The 25,947-nt window shown below is 36.2% G+C and carries 17 protein-coding genes; 14 read left to right on the top strand and 3 right to left on the bottom strand.

Annotated elements, in window-relative coordinates:
- Positions 1 to 532 precede the first annotated feature (532 nt).
- The 10 genes from Q4496_RS10860 to fadD all read left to right on the top strand — a co-directional run bounded on the left by Q4496_RS10860 (position 533) and on the right by fadD (position 13,047).
- Entirely contained in the window at positions 533 to 1,138 is a 606-nt protein-coding gene (locus Q4496_RS10860) for an RNA polymerase sigma factor (protein ID WP_215973700.1), read from the top strand.
- The gene (locus Q4496_RS10855; RefSeq protein ID WP_303610440.1) at positions 1,135 to 2,328 is read left to right on the top strand and encodes a FecR domain-containing protein; all 1,194 of its coding nucleotides are present in this window, start codon (positions 1,135 to 1,137) and stop codon (positions 2,326 to 2,328) included. Before Q4496_RS10860 ends, Q4496_RS10855 begins: the two co-directional genes overlap by 4 nt.
- Entirely contained in the window at positions 2,329 to 5,532 is a 3,204-nt protein-coding gene (locus tag Q4496_RS10850; RefSeq protein ID WP_303610439.1) for a TonB-dependent receptor, read from the top strand.
- A gap of 239 nt (positions 5,533 to 5,771) precedes the next feature.
- Positions 5,772 to 6,155, top strand: a complete 384-nt coding sequence (locus tag Q4496_RS10845) for a hypothetical protein (protein WP_215973703.1) — start codon at positions 5,772 to 5,774, stop codon at positions 6,153 to 6,155.
- A gap of 264 nt (positions 6,156 to 6,419) precedes the next feature.
- The gene (locus Q4496_RS10840) at positions 6,420 to 8,363 is read left to right on the top strand and encodes an ATP-dependent DNA helicase (RefSeq protein WP_215973704.1); all 1,944 of its coding nucleotides are present in this window, start codon (positions 6,420 to 6,422) and stop codon (positions 8,361 to 8,363) included.
- Between the two features lie 22 nt (positions 8,364 to 8,385).
- Positions 8,386 to 9,096, top strand: a complete 711-nt coding sequence (gene tsaB / locus Q4496_RS10835) for a tRNA (adenosine(37)-N6)-threonylcarbamoyltransferase complex dimerization subunit type 1 TsaB (protein WP_215973705.1) — start codon at positions 8,386 to 8,388, stop codon at positions 9,094 to 9,096.
- A gap of 88 nt (positions 9,097 to 9,184) precedes the next feature.
- The gene (locus Q4496_RS10830) at positions 9,185 to 9,553 is read left to right on the top strand and encodes a hypothetical protein (protein WP_215973706.1); all 369 of its coding nucleotides are present in this window, start codon (positions 9,185 to 9,187) and stop codon (positions 9,551 to 9,553) included.
- 83 nt (positions 9,554 to 9,636) lie between these two features.
- A complete protein-coding gene (locus Q4496_RS10825; protein WP_303610438.1) occupies positions 9,637 to 10,317 on the top strand; it encodes a M50 family metallopeptidase in 681 nt (226 codons plus the stop codon).
- A gap of 9 nt (positions 10,318 to 10,326) precedes the next feature.
- On the top strand, positions 10,327 to 11,223 hold the full coding sequence (locus Q4496_RS10820; RefSeq protein WP_215973708.1) for an alpha/beta fold hydrolase: 897 nt from the start codon (positions 10,327 to 10,329) through the stop codon (positions 11,221 to 11,223).
- 168 nt (positions 11,224 to 11,391) lie between these two features.
- The gene (fadD, locus tag Q4496_RS10815) at positions 11,392 to 13,047 is read left to right on the top strand and encodes a long-chain-fatty-acid--CoA ligase FadD (RefSeq protein ID WP_215973709.1); all 1,656 of its coding nucleotides are present in this window, start codon (positions 11,392 to 11,394) and stop codon (positions 13,045 to 13,047) included.
- 72 nt (positions 13,048 to 13,119) lie between these two features.
- Here fadD and Q4496_RS10810 read toward each other — a convergent pair whose 3' ends face one another.
- Positions 13,120 to 13,857: a YciK family oxidoreductase gene (locus tag Q4496_RS10810; RefSeq protein ID WP_215973710.1), complete on the bottom strand. Its 738-nt coding sequence runs from the start codon at positions 13,855 to 13,857 to the stop codon at positions 13,120 to 13,122.
- A 257-nt stretch (positions 13,858 to 14,114) separates the two neighbouring features.
- On the opposite strand from Q4496_RS10810, the gene Q4496_RS10805 reads away from it, so the two are divergent.
- The 3 genes from Q4496_RS10805 to sohB all read left to right on the top strand — a co-directional run bounded on the left by Q4496_RS10805 (position 14,115) and on the right by sohB (position 20,531).
- Entirely contained in the window at positions 14,115 to 16,565 is a 2,451-nt protein-coding gene (locus tag Q4496_RS10805) for a VolA/Pla-1 family phospholipase (protein WP_215973711.1), read from the top strand.
- Positions 16,566 to 16,790: 225 nt separating this feature from the next.
- Entirely contained in the window at positions 16,791 to 19,346 is a 2,556-nt protein-coding gene (locus tag Q4496_RS10800) for an acylase (protein WP_303610437.1), read from the top strand.
- A gap of 120 nt (positions 19,347 to 19,466) precedes the next feature.
- A complete protein-coding gene (gene sohB, locus Q4496_RS10795) occupies positions 19,467 to 20,531 on the top strand; it encodes a protease SohB (RefSeq protein ID WP_215973713.1) in 1,065 nt (354 codons plus the stop codon).
- A gap of 182 nt (positions 20,532 to 20,713) precedes the next feature.
- On the opposite strand, the gene Q4496_RS10790 is transcribed toward sohB, so the two are convergent.
- Positions 20,714 to 22,051 carry a dicarboxylate/amino acid:cation symporter gene (locus Q4496_RS10790; RefSeq protein WP_215973714.1) on the bottom strand — a complete coding sequence of 446 codons (1,338 nt, stop codon included), beginning with the start codon at positions 22,049 to 22,051 and terminating at the stop codon, positions 20,714 to 20,716.
- Positions 22,052 to 22,277: 226 nt separating this feature from the next.
- On the opposite strand from Q4496_RS10790, the gene Q4496_RS10785 reads away from it, so the two are divergent.
- Positions 22,278 to 24,488, top strand: a complete 2,211-nt coding sequence (locus Q4496_RS10785; protein WP_303610436.1) for a hypothetical protein — start codon at positions 22,278 to 22,280, stop codon at positions 24,486 to 24,488.
- 269 nt (positions 24,489 to 24,757) lie between these two features.
- Here Q4496_RS10785 and Q4496_RS10780 read toward each other — a convergent pair whose 3' ends face one another.
- The gene (locus Q4496_RS10780) at positions 24,758 to 25,864 is read right to left on the bottom strand and encodes an arginase family protein (RefSeq protein ID WP_215973716.1); all 1,107 of its coding nucleotides are present in this window, start codon (positions 25,862 to 25,864) and stop codon (positions 24,758 to 24,760) included.
- Between the last annotated feature and the right edge of the window lie 83 nt (positions 25,865 to 25,947).

Raw genomic sequence — 25,947 nt, 5'->3', positions numbered from 1 at the left:
TAAAAATTTGTATATACAATTTTCAGGGGCATAAAATGCGAAAAACCCCCGAAAGATTTAAGGCTCTTCGGGGGTTCATAAATATAATACTTAAGTTTTAATCCGCGAAAAAGCCATTGCCCATCGCGGTCTTTTTTTATTTAAAATAAATAATAAAATACCTGAACGGGCAGTTCCATATGATGGTGATGTCGGTTGTTCAGGTTAGTCGTCATAATTTTTTAACTTAAGGTTAATGAGTGTCTGATTTAGCTGTGTAACTAGAATACTGATAAACGAATTCAGCTTCAAGGAATAAATGACTATTTTTTATTGTTATTTGTTCTATGGTGTATTCTCTTAATCTTATCGATACGAATAGCTGTAGTTTATTTTATCACGAGGTTTAATTTTTTTTAAATAGTTATAGTAGATTTTATTAAGTAATACGTCATATTACTGGGGATCATTTTATTGTATTTTTACATCTTACATATAGGAGGATCACCTCTTAACTAGTGTTCATCTGTATTATGATAAATTTGGAAGTATTTTGAATTCAAAAAATAATAGTAATAAAGGTCTGAATAAATCAGAGGAAGGCGTGCTGAGTGCTTTTAAACGTTATAAATCATCATTGAAATATTTTATTTCTAGCTATGTCGTTAATTCACAAGATGTTGATGATGTCTGCCAGGAGACATTCCTACGTACATATAAGTCTTCATTAAAAAATGAAGTCTTAAAGCCTAAATCATTTATGTTTCGTGTCGCTAAAAACTTAATCGTTTCGGATTTTAGAAAAGCATCTACACAATTAAATGAATACGTTGAAGATATTGATTTAGTTGATGTTAATTTGGATTTAGAAAGTTTGGAAAGTAATGTAATTGCACAAGAAAAATTGGGAGTAATGTGTGAAGCTATAGCAAGTTTACCGAATAAATGTCGACAAGCTGTCGTGATGAGGAAAGTTTATGGTCTTTCTACAAAAGACATTGCCAAACGTATGAATATTTCTACTATTACAGTAAGTAATTATATCACTAAAGGAATGTGTGCCTACAATGAGGCTGTAACGAAGTATAATAATGAACACAACGAAGATTCAACAATGGAAAGGTCTAAAGTTCCTGCTAAAACAGGGAGAAAATTATGAGTACTAATGTTAAAGGATTTACCAATAAAGTTATTATTAATCAAGAAGCGGCACAATGGGTTCTGTTACTCGAAGATACACCTGAACTCTCGAAAGCGCAAATAGAGGAGCTTAATGCTTGGATACGAACAAGTAGCGTACATCGTGAATGTTTAGAAAGTATGGTAAATAGCTGGGGGGAAATGGATTTATTGTCGTCGGTTATGTTACCTCAAGAAATACATAAACCTTCATTGTTTTTAATAATGTTGAGAGGCTTACTTTATCCTTTACTAGTCATATACGTTTTTCTATCAACTTGCATAAAAAAAAGAAATCAATTGTTTAGAGTTGCCTTTGTTAGCCCATTGTTGATTTGCTTATTTACTTGGTTTTTATTGACTCATAATGCATCAACAATGAAAGGTGAAGGCTTAATTTTTGATACAGGGGTTGGTGAAAACTTGAGCAGGGTTATGCCTGATGGTTCTATTATCTGGTTAAATAGTAGTACTAGAGTTCAGGTAAATTATACAGATGAATATCGACGTATTAACTTACTTGAAGGTGAGGCACATTTTGAAGTAGCTAAAGATAAAACGAGGCCTTTTGAAGTATATGCTGATAACCGATTAGTTCGAGCTACAGGCACAGCATTTACTGTTCATAAAGTGATGGGTGCTATAGAAGTCTTAGTGAGTGAGGGAACAGTAGAGTTAGCGATAGTTGATAATACATTAGTTGTTATTCCGGATGATTATCAGGCATTGAAAATAGAAGGGAACTTTGAAAAGCCAAAAAGTAGCAATAACTCAACTACTCCTCTACTACAGACCGTGGCTCAACCTGTAAAAGTAAAAAAAATACTAGGTAACTTATCTGCGGGTCAGCGTATTAGTATTCCAACCCAGAGTAATATTGTTAGTGATATTGATGAATTGGATACGAGTGAAGTGAGTCGTTTTCTTTCGTGGAAAAAAGGCAAGTTAGTTTTTGCTGGCGAATCTTTGGAAGAAGTTATTAAAGAGATAACTCGGCATACACAGGTGCAAATTGATGTACTTGATCCTAAATTAAAGTCCATGCGAATTGGTGGACAATTTCAAATAGGTGAAACTGATACTTTATTTTATGTTTTAGAGTCTGGGTTTGGTATTAGTGTTAATAAACTGAATGATAAACATGTCCAATTACGAGTAAAAGAAAAATAAATGATCTTAGTGAATAGTAGATTTCTATTTTTGATGCGTCTTATTAAACGACAAGTTAGTAAGGTGTTAATAGTTATTAATTTATTAACTTTTGCCTTTTATACTATTTATGTAGAAGCAAAAGAAAATAATATAATAAATGATAAATATGAATTTAATATTCCAATTCAACCATTAAGCCAATCCCTTAATGATTTATCAGATGTCGCCAAGATATCATTTCTATTCCCTTATGACCTTGTTAAAAATAAAACGGGTAGTTTAGTTCAAGGTCAATATTCTGTTCAAGAAGCACTGAGTGTCTTGTTGCAAAATAGTGACCTTGAAGGTGAACTTTCAGATAAGAAAGCTTTTTTGATAAAGCCACTGTCCCCGAATATCAATTACAACAAAAGCTTTGGGAATGAACAAATGAATACTCAAAAAACAATGCTAGCGACTATATTTACTATGTTGTTTTCTGCAACATCAACAGCAGAAGAAGTCGAGAATAAAGCAATTGATAACAACATAAAAAAAGTTACAAAAGCGGCTGATATCGAGAGAATTGAAGTAAAAGGTGTAAGAGGAAGCTTAAATCGTTCACTTGGCGATAAACGGCTTAATACCGGTATTGTTGATACAATCAGTGCTGAAGATTTGGGTAAATTTCCAGATAATAATATTTCTGAATCACTGCAACGGATACCAGGTGTCACTATTGAACGTGAATTTGGTGTAGGCTCAACCATCAATTTACGTGGTTTAGGCCCAGAGTTTACCATGGTACAAATTAATGGGGTCTCTTCTACTTCATCTGGCTTTAGCGGACAACTGGATGCTGAAGGCGGTCGAGAATTTGATTTTAGTTTACTCGCCTCAGAATTATTTAATCAAGTTACAATACATAAAACAGCCTCAGCCAAACAAACAGAAGGCGGATTGGCTGGTGTTGTTAATCTGGAAACACCAAAACCGTTTACTTATGACGCCAATGATCCTAAATTTAGCACCTCCGTTCAGGGGAGTTATGGTAGTTTATCTGAAGAAACAACGCCTAGAGCATCGATGTTTTTTAGCAATAATTTTGATGATGTTTTTGGGATAGCTGCATCTGTTGCATATTCTGAGGTTGATACGGTAGTAAATGAGAGTGGTACATGGAAATATGCGACTTTAGATCCAAATATTACTTACCGCGCAACAGGGGGAGATGTGCATGAGGCGCCAAATTATGGCCATGCTTTTATCCCTGATGATCCTCGATATTTACGTAATGATATTAACCGTGAATCGTTAGGGACCACTTTAACACTTCAATATAATGCATCTGAAAACCTACAATTCACTTTTGATAACATTTATGTTTCCTCTGATACCTTGCGAGAATACAACCGCATAGATGTTACCTTAGAATGGGATATTGGGGGAGAGCCTGAAACCGCTGAACTTCAGAATATTGCGGGTAATGAGTATATTATCAATGCCGCTTTTCCTCGTGCAAGAAATCGAGTAGGAACACAGAATATTGATCGTGAAGAAACCTTTGCTTCTCATGTACTAAGCGCTGATTGGAATGTGAGTGACTCATTAACAATTAAACCCTTAATTGGTTATACCAAACGTACAGGTGATGAAGAAACCTATCTTTATTCTTTTTATAATCGAATAGCCACACAAATACAAAGAGCTGGCGCCGGTTATGAGTTTTACCCAGTGGGTAGTTCTGCTGAATATTATGCAGATCAAAACAATGCTGAAAACTTTTTATTCAATGTCGCCTTCAGTAAAGATCGTAAAAATGAAGATGAAGAATTAGTTGCAAAAGTTGATTTTGAACAAGTATTGGATTTAGAGAATTTAGTGAGCATTGATTATGGTTTTTCAGCGAGCGATAGAGAAAAAACTCGTGATTATGATTTTTGGCAGATGGGGGAGAGTGCAGTTCAACATATGAATCCAGAGCATTATGCAAATAATCAAAGTGCCTGGAATGACTTTTGGGGTGATGGTCCAGCGCAAGGGCAGGATGATCTACTTTCGGGTGCTGGTATGACGTTAGCCAGTGTTTTAGGTAGTAATCGAGATTACAGCGTTGATAGCATAAATGGCCCAAGTTCATTATTATATGTTGATCACAATTTAATGCAGGCAACCTATATGCAAGGAAAGCACGGTGATGACGTAGAAAATAATAGTTACCAAGCCGAAGCAAGTGCTACAGGAACTTATGGGATAACTGAGCAAACTTTGGCTGCTTACATTCAAGCTAATTTTGTCACTGATAATGCTAATTTTAATATTGGATTACGATATATTAGTACAGAAATAGAGTCTACTGGGTCACTGTTTCAAAATGGTATAATAGAGCCGGTTACTTATAAAAGTGACTATACTGAGTTTCTACCTAGCTTTAATTTAAGCTATGAATTAGGTGAAGATGTACTTCTTCGTACTGCTTATTCAAGAACAATGACTCGCCCGCCATTAGCAAGTTTGTCTCCATCAACAACGATTGATGCATCTCGCTTAGAAGGTAACAAAGGTAATGTAAACTTATTACCTTATACATCTAACAATATTGATTTTGGTGCAGAGTGGTATTTTGCTCCAGAATCACTTTTAGCCGCCGCATTTTTTTATAAAAAGATTGATTCGTTAGTTGAGAACTCTGTTTCTACTGAAGTGACAACTTATCGTCATCAAATATCAAATGAATTAATTACTGGTCCTATTGATTTTACTCAGCCACAAAATGGTACTGATGCATCAGTACAAGGTATAGAAGTCAGTTTTCAAAGTCCTTTTACTTTCATCTCAGAAAGTTTGAGTAATTTCGGTACTATAGTGAACTTTACTTATACCGACAGTGCCGCTTCATTTGCTGATGAAACTGATATTCGTAGTACAACCTTGCCTGGATTATCTAAAAATAGTTATAACGCCATTGTTTACTATGATAATTCAACTTTTGATGCAAGATTGTCTTATGCGTGGCGAAGTGAATATGTAGATTACTTTCCAGAAGCTAAATATCAAGATGCTTATGGTCAGTTAGATTTATCTGCAAACTACAACCTTTCTGAAAATTTTTCGATTCAGTTTGATGTATTAAACATAACGGAAGAAACGGTTACAAAAATGCAATCTAATAACCTTTTACTGCCTATTAGTTTAGAGCAATTAGAGCGTCGAGTAATGTTTGGTATACGTTACTCAATGTAATTAGCTTAATAATTGAGAGGGTAGTAATTACTCGTTTTTTACTATCCTCTCTATGTTATTCTAGATTACTCATATCCAATAACCATTATCATAAAACCTCTCTTTTAGTTATAATTAACGCGTCTTAGGGCCGATAATCGTTGTCTTAGCTAAAGTTTTTGTTTAACTTGACGATAAAGAGTTATCACGATTGTTATTATAATTCTATTGAAGAAACAACGGTACGATACGGGATGGTTATGGATATTTTTACCACAGCGTTAACACGTGTAGTGCAAGTTCCTATTAAACCGACAAATAATAAGGTTAAGGGGCCATCAAAAACTGCTGACACAAGTAAATTAACTGAAGATTTAGATCACATTGAAAATCATGATACATATTTTGATGAAAAACATGTTGACGACAATAGTGACAAAGAAAAAGATCCACAACAAGAGAGTGAATCTTCAGCTGAAAGAGCGCATGAAAGCAGTAACGATAGTCATGTTAAAAATACAAAGCTAGATGACGAAAAACAAAATAATAAGCATAAGTTAACTGAGAATAAAAAAGTAGAGAGTGATACTAGTATTATTACTGAGTCGGAAGATGGTAATAAACATTTAGATCTTTATATTTAAAAGTAATTTAGGTGAGCGTGTGCCAGTGATAACAATAAGTTTATCCGTTGTTAATTTTTTCCTCTTGGGATATAACATCATATGAAGATAAAAAGATTGTGGTCAATGCAATAGCTAAATACTATATAGCTGGTCTTGAATACATAAACATTATTATTTGTTTTTTATTTCTGTTTTGACAGTTGTTAAAGTTATTATCTTTAAGTTTTGCAATAATTCCGTATAATTCATGATTCTATTCATTTCTATTCATGCTATTTCATCATGACTCCAGTTGCCCAAGCATTTTCTTCTAATGGTGCATTAGCGAAGGCTATTGACGGTTTTTTACCTCGTCAAGCTCAAACTGACATGGCATTGGAAGTGGCTATAGCGATCAAAAAACAATCATCATTGATTGTTGAGGCCGGCACAGGTACAGGTAAAACCTTTGCTTATTTAATCCCTGCCTTTCTAAGTGTTAATTCTTCTTCAAGTGGTGATGAACTTAATACTAAAATTATTGTATCAACGGGCACGAAAAACCTGCAAGAGCAATTATTTCATAAAGATATTCCTCTGGTTAAAAAAGCGTTGGCGAGTAATGTTCAGGTTGCTTTATTAAAGGGGCGATCTAACTATTTATGCCGTTATCGTTTAGCGCAATATCAAGAAACACGAGGCCAATTAGATGCTAATACGTTAAATGATTTGGTTAAGGTAAAAGCATGGGCTAATGGCACACAAACAGGTGATATTGGTGAATTGATTAATGTCACCGAAGATTCGGCGGTATTTCCTTTTATTACTAGTACGTTAGATAATTGTTTAGCGAAAGACTGCCCTGATTATGAACAATGTTACTTAGTTCGAGCGAGACAAAGGGCTATTGATGCCGATTTAATCGTGGTTAATCATCATTTATTCTTTGCTGATATGGCACTTAAAGACACTGGTTTTGGTGAGTTAATCCCTAAAGCACAAGTGGTCATTTTTGATGAAGCTCATCAAATAGGTGATATCGCTAGTGATTACTTTGGCGAAGCATTTTCTACCCGTCAACTTGTTGATTTATGCACGGATGTATCACAAATTTATCGTAGTAAATTAACTGATATGAAGCAACTAGGATTAGCCGCAGATAAATTAGAAAAAACTTGTCAAGAATTTAGGTTGCTATTTAATTACGATCCTGAACGGGGAAATTGGCGAGAAAAATATCAGTTACAATCTTTTATACAAAAATTTGAGCGGTTAAAAGTTGATTTGGACTTCTTATATCAAGTAATAAAATTGTGTGTATCTCGCAATGAAGCTATTGATAACTGCTTTGACCGTGCCGTTAATTTGTTATCGCAATATGATGTTATGGCTAATGTTGATATTAATGGCATGAGCTTTTGGTACGAAACAACTCCGCGACATGTTGTACTTCATTTAACGCCGCTAAGTGTTGCGGATAAATTTAACGCTTATGTTAAAGATTCTGGAGCTGGTTGGATATTTACGTCGGCAACACTAGCTGTAGATAATAATTTTGAACACTTTGCTAATCATTTAGGTTTACAAGGTGCCAGTCAACTATTATTGGAAAGTCCGTTTAATTATCAGCAGCAATCGCAATTAATCGTTCCGCGCTACTTACCTGAAGCAAATGATAGAAACCGTGCTCAACATTTAGCAGAATTAGCTAAACCGCTCATTATCGCGAGTAAAGGTGCTTGTTTTATGTTGTTTACTAGCTATCGTGTTATGAACCAAGTTGCGGAAATCTTAGCTGTTGATATTGATAACCCTTTGCTAGTTCAAGGGCAAATGGCAAAAAGAATTTTATTAGAACAATTTGTAGAAAAAGATAACGCAGTATTACTTGCTACAGCTAGTTTTTGGGAAGGTATTGATGTAAGAGGTGATAAACTCACCTGTGTTATTATTGATAAGTTACCCTTTGCTTCACCTGATGATCCTTTACTACAAGCGCGTTGTGAAGATGTTAGACGTCAAGGAGGGGATGCCTTTGCACAGATACAGTTACCTCAAGCTGTTATTGCTTTAAAGCAGGGAGTTGGTCGACTTATTCGTGATGTTAGTGATCGTGGTATTATGGTGATCTGTGATAACCGTTTAGTTAATCGTCCTTATGGGCAAACTTTTTTGAAGAGTCTTCCTGAAATGAGACGAAGCAGAGATTTAACTAAAGCAATAGCCTTTCTTGAAGGTATTAATTAGAAATTTAAAAGGTAAGAGAATAGTGAATTATTTAGCCATTGATGCTTCAACGGAAGCTTGCTCAGTTGCTTTACAAGTAGAAGGTAAGCTTTATAGCTGTTATGAGTTATGTCCACAATCCCATAGTTTACAATTATTACCTATGGTCGATAAATTATTAAAAGAAGCAGGGATCACAATATCACAATGTGATGGCTTAGTTTTTGGGCGTGGTCCTGGTAGCTTTACTGGTGTACGAATTGGCGTTGGAGTTGCTCAAGGGTTGGCTTTCTCTGCTGACCTACCTGTTATTGGCGTGTCAAGTTTACAAGCCATGGCGCAATTAGCTTTTATAAAGCATCAACAAACTAAAGTGATTTCGACTATTGATGCACGCATGGGAGAAGTTTATAACGCTTACTTTGTACTTGATGAAAATAATATAATGCAAGAGCAAGTGCTTGCCGACAAACAATGTGAAGCGGTAAGTGCACCCGAGGCAGTGAATACGCGTTTAGCGGGTATAGTTACTGAACCTATTTATGGTGTTGGTACTGGTTGGGATGCTTATAAAGAAGAGTTAACCGCATTAAAAAGTAATCAAGGTACACCTGATGTCTTGTTTCCTAGTGCGGAAGCAATGCTTGTTATAGGTAAAGCTATACTCGAACAAGGTGAAGGTGTTAAGGCCGAAGATGCTCAACCTGTTTATGTTCGCGACACGGTTTCTTGGAAAAAATTACCAGGAAAGTAAATATTGATAAGCTTTTGATTATAAATACTTATCAATAAGTATGGTTGAATAAATTGCCTATGAATAAATATTTTGTTAGATTATATTTATGAATATACCTAATTCTGTAGGCTCTACCTCTGCGTATGGGAAACTATCTACTGCTAATATTAGTCATAAGCAGAATACATCGATTAATGAGTCGAGGGATTCTGCTGACCCGAGTAAAGTAGAGCAGGAAACATCATCAAATAAACAAGCGACACCTAATTTTGTTATTGATGAGCAGGCTATTGCCTTATTTAAAGAGAACCAAACCTTACAACCATCACTGACACAAAAAAATGATGATAAGCATTCTTTTGCTAATCAAGTCTCATCAAACAATGAAACGGCTGTAGCAAGTTATCAATCGGTAAATAATTTGGCTCAACGTGAATCGGTACAAAAAATTTTTGGCGTTGACTTATTTGCTTAACAATTTTATTTAATTTGCTTTATTTTAGTGGCAGGCAAATACGTTAGTATATCTTCTATTTTATTTTTATAAGTCGAGCACCGATGTCTTCTCGTTCATCTAATAACAAGCTTAGTTCATCAAGCTTGTGGACTAAATACCATTTTTTCATTCTTTTATTTGTTGCTATTGTTATCAAGCAATTACCCTTGGTTTCCATCCCATTTAACTGGTTAGAGAGTTACTTTCATGAAGTTAGTCATGGTATAGCTGCAATGCTAACAGGGGGGGAAGTTCTCCGCATACAATTATTTACTAATGGTGCTGGGTTATGTACTACGCAAGGGGGGATTAGTTTTGTTATTAGTTTTGCTGGCTATGCAGGCGCAACGCTTTGGGGGTGGGGAATTTATAAATTAGCTAGTGCCCATAAAAAAATAGCGCAAATTTTTTCTATTTCATTATTTTTATTATTGCTTAGCTCTATTGTTTTTTGGGGACGAGATTTATTAACTTGGTTTATTTTAGGCGTGCTAGCCTGTTTATTTTTACTTACTATTAAGTTACATAAAACTTATTATCTTCAGCGCTTAATGCAACTAATAGGGCTTTTAATTTTATTGAATAGCCTATCTAGTCCATCATACTTGCTTGATGGTCGACATTTAGGAGATGGTGCTGCCTTAGCGTCCATTACCTATATTCCTGAATTGATTTGGGTATTCATTTGGTTTTCAATCGCATTGCTTGCTTTATATTCCTTATATAAAACAGCAAATAAATAAGGGGACTCTATGCTTGCAGTTAACGCTATTAAAGAAGTTAGCTATTCACTTGAAACTATGACTATACAAGGGTTAGCGTGTGGAGAGAAAGATAATGAAAATAATATCGTGCTTTGTTTGCATGGCTGGCTTGATAACGCTGCTAGTTTTTTGCCGCTCATGCCTTATCTTCAAAAAAAGCTACCAGATAAACATATAGTTGCTATAGATTGGGCTGGCCATGGCAACTCAAGCCATAAAAGCGCTGATGCTCACTATCACTTTATCGACTGGACTTATGACTTATTACAGCTATTTGAAACTAATTCTTGGCAACAAATCGATATTGTCGCCCACTCAATGGGGGGGATGATAGCCAGTGCATTTGCTGCCGCTTTTCCTGAAAAAGTTAAATCATTGACATTAATAGACTCTATTGGTTTCATCAGCTCAGCAGCTGATGAAACCACTAAACAGTTACGTAAAGGTATGCTAAGTAGACTAAGAGATAGCTCATTAAAGATAAGAAAGTCGGGTGTTAAGAAAAAATATCATGAGAGCATGGAATCAGCTGTTCATGCACGTGCTAATGTGTCTGATCTGAAATACGAACACGCCAAACTAATTGTTGAACGTGGTATAATTAAAGAAGCACAAGGTTACCGTTGGAGAAGTGATGCACGTTTACGTAATACTTCTCCTTATCGATTAACACTTCAACAGGCGCAGCAACTTATTCGGGATATACAATGTCCAGTGAAATTGATTTATGGAAGTAATGGCTTAGATATGGTGAGTTCAGGTATGAAAGATTTTGGTGCTTTATTTACCAATTTTTCGAGCGAAAAGCTTATTGGTGGACATCATGTTCATATGGAGAATCCAGAGAAAACTGCTGAATTAATTAAGTGTTTTATAGTCAATTAGTCTTAATTTGTTAATAATTCAAACAAGTGTTTAAATTTAACTGGTAGTATCAGTTGAAATTTGATAAAACTGTTTGCTAATTAAAGCTTCACCATTGATGAAGTGATATATACAAACAATAAGCTACACTATTAAGTCGTTGCTAAAAAAATATATGAGGAAGATATTGTGGAAAGAATCTGGCTAGAAAAAAGTTACCCCCCTGGAGTCCCGTTTGAAATAAATCCAGATAAATATCCTTCATTAGTGGCAATGTTTAATAAGTATACTAGTCAGTATAGTAACAAGGCTGCTTTCATTAATATGGGAGTAGAAATAACGTATGCTGAATTAGCAGAGCAAGCAACTGCTTTTGCGGCTTATTTACAAAGAGATCTTGGGCTGGTTAAAGGTGATAAATTTGCCATTATGGTGCCTAACACTTTGCAGTACCCGATTGCTTTATTTGGTGCTCTACTGGCCGGTTTAACAGTAGTTAATGTCAATCCTTTGTACACAGCACGTGAATTAGAGCATCAGCTTAAAGACTCTGATTCTAAAGCAATGTTAATTATTGAAAATTTTGCACAAACACTTGAACATATTATAGATAAAACGCCGGTTAAACATGTCATTATGACATCTTTAGGTGATCGCCTTGGTTTTGTAAAAGGTAAGGTTGTTAATGCGGTTGTAAAGTATGTTAAAAAAATGGTGCCTGCTTTTAACTTACCTCATGCGGTACCTTTTAATACTACTTTAGCTAAAGGGAGAAAATTAGACTTTACTCCTGTTGAGCTTTGCGGTGATGATTTGGCTTTTCTGCAATATACCGGTGGAACAACTGGCTTATCAAAAGGTGCTATGTTAACGCATCGCAATATGGTTGCTAATTTAGAGCAAGCTAAAGCCGCAATAAAACCGCTGCTTGAAGAAGGAAAAGAATTAGTTGTAACTGCGTTGCCGCTATATCATATCTTCGCATTGACAGCGAATTGCTTAACTTTTATCACCTTAGGCGGCACGAATCTACTTATTACTAATCCACGAGATATGCCTGCGTTTATTAAAGAGTTAGGTAAATATCCGTTCTCTGCAATAACTGGCGTGAATACATTGTTTAATGGTTTATTAAATACACCAGGCTTTAAAGATATCGACTTTTCAACTCTTAAAATGTCTTTGGGTGGCGGTATGGCTGTTCAAAGGCCTGTGGCTGAACGTTGGGAAAAAGTGACAGGCTCTCGACTGTTAGAAGGTTATGGTTTAACAGAATGTGCGCCAATGGTGTCCCTAAGTCCTTATAACCAAGAACATTATAATGGCACCATAGGTTTGCCGGCACCATCAACTGATATTAAAATTATGTTAGATGATGGTAGTGAAGCTGCCTTAGGAGAAGCCGGCGAAATGTGGGTAAAAGGACCTCAGGTGATGAAGGGGTATTATAATCGTGATGAGGCAACAGCTGAAATTTTAAAAGATGGCTGGTTAGCAACAGGTGATATTGCTTATATGGATGAGCATGGTTATTTTAAAATAGTCGATCGTAAGAAAGATATGATTATTGTTTCTGGTTTTAATGTTTTCCCTAATGAAATTGAAGAAGTAGTAATGATGCATGAAGGAGTTGCTGAAGCTGCGGCTATCGGAATACCTAATGAAGCTAGCGGTGAAATGGTAAAAATATTTGTTGTGGCTAAGCAAAAAGGTTTAGATGAAGCAACAATAATTAAGCACTGTCGTGAAAATTTAACCAATTACAAGGTACCTAAACTAGTAGAATTTAGGGATGAATTACCTAAAACTAATGTGGGTAAAATATTAAGAAGAGAGTTAAGGTAATTTGTAACTGATTAGTTTAAGGAAAGTATTCATCAGAATACTTTCCTAGACAATAGTTGTGATTTAATTAGTTTATTGTGCTTTTATGGTTTTTCCATTCACCGCAATACTGTCATCTGACATCAAATAAACATAAAGCGGCATAATATCCTTTGCTGTTGCTAATTTGTCTTTATCTTCTGCGGGGTAAGCGCTAGTGCGCATTCCCGTATTTGTCGCTCCAGGGTTAATTGCATTGGTGCGTAAAGTTGAATTCTCATACTCATCGGCAATTACTTGCATCATCCCTTCGGTAGCAAATTTAGATATGCTGTATGCACCCCAGTATGCGCGACCTTGGTTGCCAACGCCTGAAGAAGTAAATATTAACGAGGCGGTGGGTGCTAGCTTTAACGTTGGAATTAATGCTTGTGCTAATAGGTATTGAGCATTGACATTGACTTTCATCACATCGTTAAATATCTGCTCATGTATTTGAGTAAAAGGTGTTAACTCTCCCAATATAGAAGCATTCAGTAATGCGCCGTCTAATCGACCGAATTGATTGGCAATTGTCGCTGCCATATCAATATAGTTTTGCTTAGTTGCTCCTTTTAAATCTAACGGAATAATTGCTGGTTCAGCTAAGCCCAATGCGATTATTTCATCATAAACTGCTTCAAGTTTACTTACTGTTTTTCCAAGTAAAATAACTGTAGCACCGAGTTTCGCGTAAGTTATTGCTGCCTCTTTACCTATACCTGCACCTGCACCGGTGATGAGTATTATTTTATTTTCTAAACTTTTATCTATAATAGTATATTCAAACATTTCTTATCCGAGTTTAGGTATTAATGACTTTTAATTTGTATAATAGGCATTTTACTTAGGTTTATTTCTAATAACGAGAAATAAATCAATTAAAATAGAAAAACAACTGGCACATTGTCAGCGCTTGCGTTAAGTTTATTAACTGGTCTAATTAGTTAATTTGACGTTTACTTTGTAATCTGAGGTAAACGACTATAACAAATAGCATATACTTATTAAAAAATAATAGAAATAAAATAAGCATTGGGGAGATAAAAATGAAAAAATTAGTTCTTAGTTTAGCTATAATCAGCGCACTTGGTTTAAGTGGCTGTGATAGTGAAACCGTTGAAGATGTAAAACAAGATGCGGTTGAAAATGGTGCACCTATTGTGGCACCGGCAAGAATTGTCTTTGACCCTGCAGGAGGCGTTTTATCAGTACCTAATGATTTACTATTTCAAGGTAGTCAAGATGGCTCATTAAATCTACCTGTGAGTGATCCTACTGATTCTTCAGATCCATTTTTTGCTTTAAGCACTTTAGATGGTTGGTCGACAACGAACCCATTTGTACTTGCTATTGATTTTCCTGAAGGTACATCACTTGATAGCAACTCTGCTTTTAGCGCTGCATCTGTAAAAATATATGAAACCTTAATGGGAGGTGATACTGGGTGTGAAGAAGTTCCTCGTGGTGCTGCTTGTACCGTTGTTGGTGAATTAACTTTTGGTATTGATTTTATTACTCAGGCATCAGGCAATAGTGTTGCTGTTATCCCGTTAAAGCCTTTTAAAGCTAAAACAGGCTATGTGTTAGCATTAACAAACAATCTACAAGATAATAATGGTAAGGCTATTTCAGGCTCTACAACCTATGAATCAGTTCGTCAAAATATTACCACTCACCCACTAGCTACTGATGCACAAAAAGGTTTACAGGCCGTTATTAATAGCTACGAAGCTGCAGTTGTTGCGGCAGGTGCTGATAAAGATTCACTTATCTATACCATGGCATTTACTACGCAGTCGACAGTTGATGTACTTTCTACAACTAAAGCGTTAATGGCTAATAATGTTCCAGCTATGGTCGCGAATGCGATGCAAGGAGTACCTACTATCGGCGTACAAGATACTGGTATGACAGTTGCTGATATATTAGTAGGAAAAATACCTGACACTCTAGTGCCTTTATATTCAGCTGCTAATTTTATGCAAGGTAATATTACACTACCTTATTATTTAGGTATTCCTTCAGCTGAAAACCCAATGGCACCTATTAATGATTGGTGGAAGTCTTTATGTGACTCTGGCGCTATGTTAGCTGGTCTTGCAGTAAGTAACCCTGAAGTAATTCCTGCTGATGCGACGAGTGTATCAGATGGAACTTGTATGGCTATTTCTCAAGCTCAAGGGTTGGCAGCGCCAGGGCTTCGTGATTTAGGTATTGATACAGAACGTAACCTAACTAAATATAGTCCAGTACCTAAAGCTAATACAGAGATGTCGCTTGTTGTACAAATGACAACGCCAGATGTAAATGTTGCTAATGCGGTTCGAGAAGGCTTAGGTTTACCAGCTAATTTAGCTGAGCCTGAAAATGGTTGGCCAGTGGTTATTCTGCAACATGGTATAACTTCTAAAAAAGAAGATATGCTAGCAGTTACTGGTCTTCTTTCAGTTTATGGTTTTTCAACTGTAGCTATCGATCATCCATTACATGGTAGTCGAGGATTTGATATAACTGGACCTGCAGGAACACCTGATGGTGTAGACGATATCAATGCTTCAACGGTATCTGCTACACATTATATGAACTTAGCTAGTTTATTGACTACCCGCGATAACTTACGCCAATCAACCTCTGACTTAATGGGCTTACGATTAGGTTTGAATTTTTTGGGTGGGACTCATACAGAAGGTAATTCAATTAATATTGATAGCTCTAATGTACATTTTCTAGGTCATTCTTTAGGTGCAATTACGGGGATGAATTTTATCGCATTAGCGAATACTTCTCTTGATCCACAAGTTGATCCATTATTTGCTGTTCAAACAAATAGCCTTGCAATGCCAGGTATCATGGTAGCTAACTTCTTAATGGAGTCAGGCGCTTTTGGGGACGTAATTAAATCAAACTTAGCTTATTCAGCATCAGAAGCGTTCCAAGGTTATGTTGCACAGGCTCACCTGAGTGAAACAGCACCTTCAGAGACTGAGTTAGTTGGTTATTACAGAGCCTTTTATGCCTTACTTACGTCTGAGCAACAAGCCGAATTAAATGGTACTTTTACGCAATTTGCTTTTGCTGCACAGACAGTGGTTGATGCTGGTGACCCAGCTAACTATGCCGCTATGATGGTTGCTACCGATACGCCAACACACTTAATTGAAGTTGTTGGTAATGGTAGTGACAATTTAAGCGACCAAGTTATTCCTAATACTGTATCAACAGCTCCTTTCGCTGGTACCGAAGGTGCTATTGCTTTATTAGGCTTACCAGGTGTTTCGGAAACAACTCAGGATGCAGACTCATCAATATCTGGTGCTGTACGTTACTTATTTGGTCATCATGGTTCGATCTTAGATCCTACACCAGGATCAAGAGGTGAGGCCCCTGATGCAGCTATGACTAGTGCAGCCACCACAGAGATGCAAAGCCAAGTGGCTAATTTCTTTAGTAGTAACGGACATCTTATTTCAGTGCAAAATGATGCTGTTGTTAAATAACTGCTAACACATATCAGAATGGGACATTAAATTGTCAAAAGCCTTTAGTTTTACAACTAAAGGCTTTTTTTTACTTAAAAAGAGCATGTATAAAATTGGATAGTCATATGCTAAATAGTAATTAAAGTATTAAGTTTGATAGTTATTTAACCTTAATCCTCTGATGATTTTGTTTTTATTAATGTTAGTCTTAGTGTGACAATAATAAATAATCGGGGATATAAAATGATTAATAAAAACGGATGTTTCTTAAGTTTGGCTATACTCTTTGGCTTAAGCGCCTGTGGCAGTGATAATGATAAAAACACTGAGTTGCCAGCACCGGTAGAGCCACCTGTAGTGTCTCCAAGTTTGGTGGCTTTTGATGAAGATGGAACACTAAGCGCTAATATACGGCGCACTAGCTATGGCGTACCTCATATTACAGGTGATAATTTACAAAGTGTTGCTTTCGGTTCGGGTTACGCTTATGCACAAGATAATGCTTGTATTTTGGCAGATCAAATACTGAAAGTACGTAGTGAACGTGCTAAATATTTTGGTCCTGATAAAGTTTTAGGCTCAGGTGATTCTGGTAATATTATTTCTGACTTTGGCCATCATGCATTAGGTGTAATGAACTCAGCAAAAGAATTATACCCAAGCTTGTCAGAAAATACCCGTGCAACAATTGAGGGGTATGTGGCCGGTTACAATAAATATATAGAAGAAACGGGGAATGAGAATTTAGCGCCTTTTTGTGCAGGAGCATCTTGGGTGACAGCTATTACACCGATAGACTTAACCGCTTATTTATTTGCAACTTCTCAATATGCGAGTGGCGCTAACTCAACGTTTATGCAACTTGCCTTTTTAGCGAATCCAAATAGTGCAACTGAATATCTACCTTATGTTGGTGCTAGAACAAAAGGTGCATCTGAACAATCGTCAATTGGCTATGCAAATGAAATCATTGCTAATGTTGCATCGGTATCCTCTACATTTGGTAATACAAATATAGATTTGGGAGATTTAGGATCGAATGGCTGGGGAATAGGCAAAGATAAAACAGAAAATGGCAAAGGTATACTTCTGGCTAATCCACATTTTCCACACACAGGTCACTTACGATTCTATCAATCACATATTACTATTCCTGGCGTTATGGATGTTATGGGCGGCGCTCTGCAAGGCTTTCCTATTCAAAATATTGGCTTTAACCAAAATTTAGGGTGGACACATACTGTTTCTAAGTCACGTCGGTTTGTTGTTTATCAATTAAGCTTAGAAGGTGACAATAAGCAACAATATAATATGGATGGCGAAAGTCGTGATATAGAAAAGAAAACTTACTTTGTTGAAGTAGCCGCTGGCGGTGGGCAGTCGGTCATTTTATCTAAAGATTACTATTACTCACATCATGGTTTAATTATTGAGACGCCGCCAAATAATGGTATGGAGTGGACAGAGAGTAATGCTTTTACGTTACGAGATGCTGCTAAAGAAAATACTGATATGATTGATCATTGGTTAGCCATGAATTTAGCGACTAACCTTGACGAGTTTCAACAGGCGTTTAAAGATTTTGATGGTATTCCTTGGGTGAATACTATGTATGCAGATGATCAGGGAAATGCTTTTTATATAGATAAATCCCGTGTATTAAATTTAAATGATACCGCCCTTGATTTAATGCGAACAGACCCTGTATTAGTAGGAACACGTCAATCGGTTGGTTTTGATATTCTTCCGGGCAATACTGCATTGTTTGAACCTAATGGATTGAATAGTTATGAGCAAGCACCACAACTGTTAAATACCGACTATGTCCAAAACTCCAATGATCCTTATTGGTTTACCAATCCAACAACGCCGTTATCGGGCGCTTCAATTTTATATGGCGATGATTTTAGTCCCCTATCATTAAGGACTCGTATGGGGTTGAAAATGTTAGCAGACAGCTCTGGTGAGGATAATAAGTTTTCCGCTCAAGAAGTTGAGGAAGCGCTATTAAATAATCGTGCTTATTTAGCAGAAGCAGTGGTTGATGATTTAGTCGCACAATGTCAGGCACAAGGTAATACATTAGTGGTCTTAGATAACGGTATTACCGTTGATGTTTCTGCTGGTTGTTCAGTTTTGGCTAATTGGGATAAACGCTTTAATAAAGAGAGTAGTGGTGCACACTTATTTAGAGAATTTTCTTTTAAATTTAATAGTACAAGTCAATTTTCAGTTCCGTTTGATCCTGATTTAGCAAGCACAACACCTAATACCTTAGTTAATGACGGCTCAGCGTTAAAGTCACTGGCTGCAGCAATTAAAAACGTGGAAGCCTCAGGTTTAACATTAGGTGCAATGATAGGTGATATACAGTTTACCGAGAAAACGATGGCAAGTGGTAATGCGAGTGGAACTAAATTTTCATGGGCAGGCAGTATGCATCAGGAAGGTGGGTTTAATGTGTTTTCTTCAGCTCAATCTGATGATACCTTAATGCCAATACATCAATATCCAGCGGTTGTTGATATAGAAACAGCACAGCCGCTCCCTTCAGGGTTAACAACAGAAGGGTATCATATAAATTATGGTTCAAGCTGGATGTTTGTTGTTAATTTTACAGATAATGGGCCAAGTGCTCGTGGGTTACTTAGCTATTCTCAGTCATCAAATACTGACTCTGTACATGTCGATGATCAGAATAGGTTATATTCAGAAACCACAGCTTTAAGACCATTACTGTTTAGCGAAGAAGATATTAGTGCGAATATTATTAGTGAAATAAATATTAGTTCTAATTAGGTATGTGATTTGAAATATAGCTCTTGGTCAAGACTAAGGGCTTTTTTTTATTTTTTTTATCCCCATATAACACCTTGATTTGAAAAATTTAAAATAGCGTAAAACGCTCAGGAGATAAGCTTGGAATTTTTATACGAATATGGTTTGTTTTTAGCTAAAACAATAACTTTTGTCATCGCTGTTGTTGCTATTGTTGTGTTAGCTACAGCTTCAGCTATTAAGCATAAACATAAAAAGGGTGAGTTAGAAATTACCGACTTGTCTGAACAATTTGAAGAAGTTGAACAGGAAATTGTTCATGCTTTATTAAATGACGAAGAGTTAAAACAGAAAGAAAAAAAGGATAAAAAATTAGCAAAAGAAAAAGCTAAGGCTGATAAAGCATTAGCTAAGCAAAAGGAAAAATCAGATGATGAAACTGAAACTAAGAGTAAGCCCAAAGTGTTTGTGCTTGACTTTAAAGGCAGCATAGACGCTAAAGAAGTCAGCTCTTTACGTGAGGAAGTTTCTGCTATTTTGTCTGTAGCTACGAAAGATGATGAAGTTTTTGTTCGATTAGAAAGTGGCGGCGGCATGGTTCATGGCTATGGTTTAGCCTCATCACAGTTAGACCGAATTCGCCAACATGAAATACCTTTAACAGTGTCTGTTGATAAAGTCGCTGCGTCGGGTGGTTATATGATGGCTTGTGTTGCAAATAATATCATTGCAGCACCTTTTGCTATTCTTGGCTCTATTGGGGTTATTGCTCAATTACCTAATTTTAATAAGTTATTAAAGAAAAATGATATTGATTTTGAACAATTCACTGCGGGTGAATTTAAGCGTACCGTTACAATGTTTGGTGAAAATACCGAAAAAGGTAAGGAAAAATTTATTGAAGAGCTTGAAGAAACTCATGTACTGTTTAAAGATTTTGTTAGCGCACACAGACCAAGTTTAGATTTAGCTAAAGTTGCCACGGGTGAACATTGGTTTGGTACAACGGCATTAGCGTTAGGTTTAGTTGATAGTATTCAGACAAGTGATGATTATTTACAAAACTTAAGTAAAAGTCATAAAATTGTTGCAATTAAGTATGAAGTTAAGAAAGGTTTAGCAGAAAAGTTTTCTAAAGCCGCGTCACTTTCTGTTGACGGTATATTAGGTAAGTTAATGCAGAAAAACCGTATCTTTCCTGGCTAAAAATAAATGATAAACCTTAGAAAGGCTTGCTAAGGTTTATCTAACTTATGTTTACTTAAATCATATTTGTTTAGGTCGTTTAAAATACCCACTATATAACCTTCTATATTGCTGCTGATAATAGCATATAGAAGGTATTTATAGTGTAGTAAAGTATGCAGCTTACTTAAAACTGCTAAGACTTAGTCTTTCAAATGATGGAAATCGATATCTTCAATCTTACTGCCAGCCTTTTCATCCAAATACATATCATTATCAAATTGTCCTTCTGATTTTGCGACAATAATACTTACCATGCTATCCCCAGTGACATTAACCGCTGTTCTCGTCATATCTAATAGGCGATCAACACCAATAATTAAAGCAATACCTTCAACCGGTAGACCGACTTGTTCTAGTACCATAGCTAACATAATTAAACCTACACCAGGAACACCAGCAGTACCAATAGAGGCAAGTGTTGCTGTTAATACTACAGTTACATAATCTGCTAAGGTCAAATCTTGACTAAATACTTGTGCAATAAATACAGTAGCAACACCTTGCATAATTGCTGTACCGTCCATATTAATAGTTGCACCTAAAGGTACTGTAAATGAAGCAATTGAATTCTTCACTCCCATCTTTTTTGTTGCTGTTTCTAGAGTTACGGGAATGGTCGCGTTAGAACTCGCTGTAGAAAAAGCAAAGATAGTAGCATCACGCATTTTCTTTAAGAAAATAATAGGGTTTAAACCTGTCATTAGTTTGAGTATTAAGGGGTAGGTAATTACGGCATGACCAATTAATACAAACAATACAACTAAGAAATAAACGATTAAATTACCAAAGGTTTCAAGTGAAACCGTAGTAAATAACGTCGCTAATAATGCAAATACACCGTAAGGCGCAAGATTCATTAGTATTGCTACTAAGCGCATTATAACTTCGCTTAAGTCTTCAAATAAACTCGCTATTCGTTCACCTGCCTTACCAGATAAAGCAATAGCAATACCAAAAAGTAAGGCGAAAATGATAATTTGTAGCATTTTTCCTTGTGCAAACGCTTCAAATGGGTTGGTTGGAAACATTTGAATAATGACTTGAGCAAATGAAGGAGCTTCTCGACTACTAAAGCTTGTATTAGCTGTCATACCTACGCCTTCTCCTGGGCCTATAATAATAGCAACGAAAATAGCAAAACTAATCGCTATTGCCGTTGTTATTAGGTATAAACCAATCGCTTTACCGCCTATTCTGCCGAGCTTGGTCGTATCTTGAAGTGAGCAAACACCACAAACAAGTGATACAAAAACTAATGGCACTACTAGCATGCGTAAGCTAGCCATAAATATTTGGCCAATAATTTCAAGTACGCCATCGACAAGAAAATTTTGAAGTGATAACTCGAATAAATATAAGTTGAAAACTAAGTCGTCACCATTAGGCATTAGCACCTGTAAAAAAGAACCTAGGGCTATACCTGAAATCATACCGATAACTATTCGGGTAGTTAAACTGCTTTTTTGGAGAGTTGTCATAGTGTGTAAATACATTATTAATATTATTAGCTTAATAGATTAACAATAAATAAGAGGATTAAAAACTGTTTTGCAAATTTAGCGTTTGGATTATTTAATTTTTTTCTTAACTTGCTTGATGCTTAAGCTTTTTTGGAAAATTTAAGGGATTAAATTGTACTTTTTTGTTATTTATCAGTTAATATGATTTATGTAAATTAATTAAAAGACAATAGGAATACCTTTTATGGAGTTACTTCGACGCTTTAGTTTCACTCTGTTATTAATGACGTTAACTACACTAGTAGCATGTGGTGGCGGTGATGAGGGGTTTTCAGTAGATGGTGAGGCAGGTAGCAGTAATGGCTCGAATGATGCCATAACTATTACATTAGCTCTCGCTGATGAAGAACTGCCTTCTACGTTAACTGCAACGGTTTTGAATGCAGGTGTGCCTTTAAGCAACACACGTGTTCTATTTCAAATCGATGATGCAGACTATGGATTTTTTACTCCAGAAAAAGGCACTGCAACAACTGATATAAATGGTCTCGCTAATATTACATTAAACTCTGGTGTTTCTGCAGGTACAGGTCAGATAATAGCTCTCCTTGATAGTGGCGAAGAAAGTGAACCATTTTATTTTAAGAATCAAGGCGCAATAGATGTTGTTGTTCGTCTAGGAAGTGGTGAACCTTTTGCTGATGGAGTAGCTGAATTAGGGTTATCTCAAATATCAGCAGGTGCGACGACAGTAGTGACAGTCAGAATTATTGATGAACAAGGTAATCTTTATAAAGATCCTGTGGAAGTTGACTTTTCTTCACGCTGTACGCGTACGACGCCGGAAACTGCTTCGTTAAATTCCCCCGTAACTACTTCTAATGGCGTAGCTACCAGTACCTATTTAGCCAAAGGTTGCGTTCATGATGATCAAATAGATGTGACTGCTAATGTTGGTGATATGAATTTATCTGCAACTGCTGTCGTTAATGTTCAGGCTGCGGATATTGGTAGTATCGAGTTTGTTTCATCTTCACCTGAAGTTATTGGTATTTTAGGAACTGGTGCTGTTGGCGGATCAGAAAGCTCAATAATTAAATTCAGAGTATTAGATACAAACAGTAACCCAGTGAATAACCAAGTTATTAACTTCTCTTTAAACTCCAATGTTGGTGGAATAAAGTTAATTCCTGAAAGTGCAACTACTAATAGTGAAGGTATTGCACAAACGGTTGTTAATTCGGGGACTGTTGCTACATCGGTGAGAGTTAAAGCTGAGATTGATGATAGTGACCCTATAATCGCATCGCAATCTAGTTTATTAGTGATCTCTACAGGGATACCAGATCAAGATAGTTTTAGTTTATCTGCTGATATACTTAACCCAGAAGGTTGGAATATTGATGGAACTGAAGTTGTTGTGACCGCACGATTAGCTGATGCTTATAATAACCCAGTTCCAGATGGTACTGCCGTTAGCTTTACCACCGAAGGGGGGAGAATTGAACCATCATGTGTTACTGTGAATGGTACTTGTAGCGTAGTATGGAATAGTCAGAATACGAGACCAGAAGGTCATGTTTTACAACATACGACTTCGGATCCATATACCTTGATTGATGGTACTTTGGCGGATAGAGTTCACCCATCTGAGCGTTTAAATACCTTAGGACAAAAGTATGGCGGTAGAGCTACGATACTTGCTACGGCTATTGGTGAAGAATCTTTTCCTGATTTAAACGGGAATGGTCGGTTCGATGCTGATGAAATGACAACCTTCTTATCCACGGACATTAGTGGTCGTTCCTATGATTTAACAGAAGCTTTTGTTGATCATAATGAAGATGGTTTTTATAACCCGAGTGAAGGGCGTGATGTCAATGATAGTGGTAAATTAGAAGAGTTTACAGATTTTAATAGTGATAACCTTTTTACAGATAAAGATAATAAATATAATGGTGTCTTATGTGCTATTCCTGCTCATGCTGGTTGCTCTGAAACGGATAAATCAATAAATGTCAGAGGTTCAATTGTTTTGGTTATGTCTGGTAGTAAGGCTTTTTTTACCAGAGAAACAACATTGGATGGTGTTTCAGCAACGTATGATCATGATTCTGATGAAGATACAGCTGAGATTATGAATCCAGACTATAACTTAAATGATGACATTGTACATATTGATGGCGAATCGGTTGGTGGGGCTGTAATAACTATCAGTGATTTACATAATCAACCTATGCCAGCAGGTACACAGATTAATTTCAGTTCTTCAGTAGGTTCTATTGTTGGCCCAAGTAGTTTTGTTTGGGGGAATGATAATCATAATGGCGGTGAAACGTTTAGCGTCAATATTAAAGGTGAAACAGAGCCTAAATCTGGTAGCTTAATTGTCGAAGTTATCACACCTAGTGGTAGCTCAACAATTTATAATGGGATAGGTATCACGATTAATTAACTATTAATACAGTTCAGGCGCCATATGAGCATTGCGGCGTAAGTGATAACTATTTAAAAATTCATTAACAGTTTTTTATATAATTGAAAATCCGATATCAGGACACTGTTATCGGATTTTTTTATCAATTTAAAAATAATTAATTAACTTCTTTAAGACAGAGGTTGATAAATAGCACATTTACTTGAAAGTAGTATCCTATCTAATGTAACAGTTATTAATCAGTATCGCTGACTGTAATTAAGCTATGGCAGGCTGATTAATAACTATTATTTACTTATTTCATTTATCAAAAAAGCTGAAATTTCCCCCGCTACTTTTAATGTTTTTTCTTGGCTAATTACGCCCAGCCCTGAACTATCAGTAAAGGGAGCTATTTCCATCATATCAGCAGCTGTTATTGGGTATTTTTCTGCAATGGCTTGTAATATTTGCATGGCTTCTTGTGGCATTAATCCGTCAGGCTCTGGTGTTCCTGTTGCTGAAGCATAACTGTCGTCAATAGCATCAATATCAAAACTAACATAAAGTTCATCAATATTTTGTTCTGCTAATTGCGCAAGAATATTACTGATAACCTTCTCTATGCCTACCTCTTTAATTTCATGTGCCCAATGTTGTTTGACGCCAAAGGTATTTTCCCAATGTGACTTTGGTTTACCACTTGAACGAATACCTATTTGAATTAAATGCTCAGGTGCCGGTAAGTCATTTAAAATATGGGTACACCAAGAGCCAAAACATAAATCGATACCTAAACGTTCTATTAATAAGTCTGTGTGGGCATCAAAATGAATAATGCTAACACGCTTACCTTGTTCCTTCTTAGCTTGTAAATATGTTTTTGTTAAAGGGTAGCTAACACTATGGTCCCCTCCTAAACCAAAAATACCTTTTTCAGGAAATGCAGCATAAAAATCATGCAGAACATCTTCAGTAATGCTTAAGGGGCTAACGCAATAGTTACTTTGAACATTTTGATACAAAGCTTTACGACAATTGCTGAGGGTGGCTTCGTTTAAATACTTATCTGACAGTAAGTGAGGAATAACGCGAACATCACCTAAATCAAAAGTGTTCAGGTCAGGATAATTTTCAAGTAGTGTCGAACGAATAAATAAGGGCCCCCAATTGGCACCACGTAATATTCCACCGCCACAATCTGATGCTATACCTAAAATAACGGCGTTAGAAGCATCAGGAAGCCTATTTAACGAGCTTTTCCATAAATCATCAATGCCAGTGGCTTGACCGAAGATTGTTTGATGTAATTGCGCTTTACGCTCCTTGGCTGTATTTACGGTAAAAACACCGTTACCAGGCGGGCATAAACATTGTGTTAATTTATCTTTTAGTTGTTCTGGTAATTGCGACATATTTATCTCAGTTAGCGGTTTTTATTATTGAAAATTACAAGCTTAAATTAGTTTTTTAGAATTTAACCCTTATTTTTTCTAGC

It is taken from the genome of Colwellia sp. 5_MG-2023, from assembly GCF_030547795.1.
Taxonomy (GTDB): Bacteria; Pseudomonadota; Gammaproteobacteria; order Enterobacterales; family Alteromonadaceae; genus Colwellia.
This window is presented reverse-complemented; position numbering and strand designations above follow the sequence as displayed.